At 62.8% G+C, this 1,553-nt stretch carries 1 protein-coding gene; it reads right to left on the reverse strand.

The features are described from left to right. Positions 1–21 precede the first annotated feature (21 nt). Entirely contained in the window at positions 22–1,260 is a 1,239-nt protein-coding gene (locus tag ACZ9BC_RS22680) for an IS110 family RNA-guided transposase (RefSeq protein WP_115525910.1), read from the reverse strand. Between the last annotated feature and the right edge of the window lie 293 nt (positions 1,261–1,553).

A 1,553-nucleotide genomic window follows, 5' to 3' on the forward strand; every position in this document is an offset into this window, starting at 1 on the left:
CTAATACGAAAGTAGGGTGGGTTAGGCTGCGGTGGCTGGTGTGATGGTGACGTCGAAGCCGAGGCTGTTGAGTTTTTTGATGGCGTTGTTTTTGGCTTTGATCGGGTCCAGCCGGGTGAAGTGGTCCGTGCCGGGGTCGGCATAGCATTCGCCGTCGGCGAGCAGGTGCCAGGCTGCGGTGAGGATGGAGTGTTCGATCGCGACGATGGCTTTCATGGGTCCGCGCCGTGCTGAGATGCGTCGGAATTTAGCGGCCAGGTAGGTGTCCTTGCTCCGGGAAGCAGACAACGCTGCGGTGCCCAGGGCTGCCTTGAGATATTTGTTGCCGGGCAGGATATGCGCGGATTTAATCCGACCGGCGGATTCGTTGGATCCGGGACAGACGCCGGTCCAGGACGCGAGCCGGCCCGGGGTTTCGAAGCGTGACATGTCCGCCCCGGTTTCGGCGATGATCACGTCGGCGACTTTGAGGGAGACTCCGGGGATGGTGGCCAGGAATTCCCTGGCGGCACGAAAGGGTTCCATCGCTTCCTCGATCCGCCCAGTGAGCGCGTCGATGATGCGGGACTGGGCGTCGATCTGGTCCAGGTGAAGCCGGGCCATAAAGGCATGGTGGGCCTTGAACCGGCCGGTCAGCGCGTTCACGAGCTCGGGAATTTTGGAGCGGAGAGTCCCTTTGGCGAGGCCTGCGAGGACCTCCGGGTCCCGTTCACCGTTGATGAGGGCTTCGAGCATCGCCCGGGAGGAGACCCCGGTCAGGTCCGAGACTACTGAGGAGAGTTTGATGCCCGAGCCTTCGAGGAACTTCTCCAGCCGCTGGATCTCCCGGGTCCGGTCCCGGGTGGCGATGGAGCGTGCCCTGGTCAGGTCCCGCAGTTCACGGATTGGTTCGGGCGGGACGAACGAGGGCCGGAGCAGCCCGTGTGCGCCGAGTTGGGCGAGCCAGGCGGCGTCGGAAACGTCGGTTTTACGGCCCGGGATGTTCCGCGCGGCCTTGGCGTTGACCAGGATCACCGGCAAGGTGTCCTCCATCAGGTAGAAGAAGGGCTTCCAGTAATCGCTCGTTGCTTCCATCACCACCGTAGTCACGTGCTCGCGTTCCAGAACGTCCCGCAGCGCAAGGATCTGCCCAGTGGTCGCACCCCAGGTGGTGACCGTGGAGGTAAAGGTCCCGGCCCGGTGGCCTGGCAGCCGGAGACAGACCTTCGCGTCGCGTTTGGAAATGTCCAAACCGGCAGCCCGTTCATGCACGATATCCATCGCTGTTCCTCCTGACACCCCGATTCGGCTTTGTTGGCGTCTGCCGCGGGGAGGACAGGGAAATTCAGGAATCTAACACTCGTGCTTCAAACGCAACAATCCACGGTTCCCGTGGAAGTCCTCCGCGCCACGCTAGCGGGCAGGCTCAACTACAGCACCATAGGCAAACCGGCGTCCACCGTGGCAGACACCACCATGATCAACCCAAACCCATAGCCCAAGCCAGAGCTCCGGTGAGGCGAGGGCATACTTTCTCCCATCACGGAGCGACAGCGACGCGGGATCGCTAGCGG

The organism is Pseudarthrobacter sp. TE3704 (genome assembly GCF_056279405.1).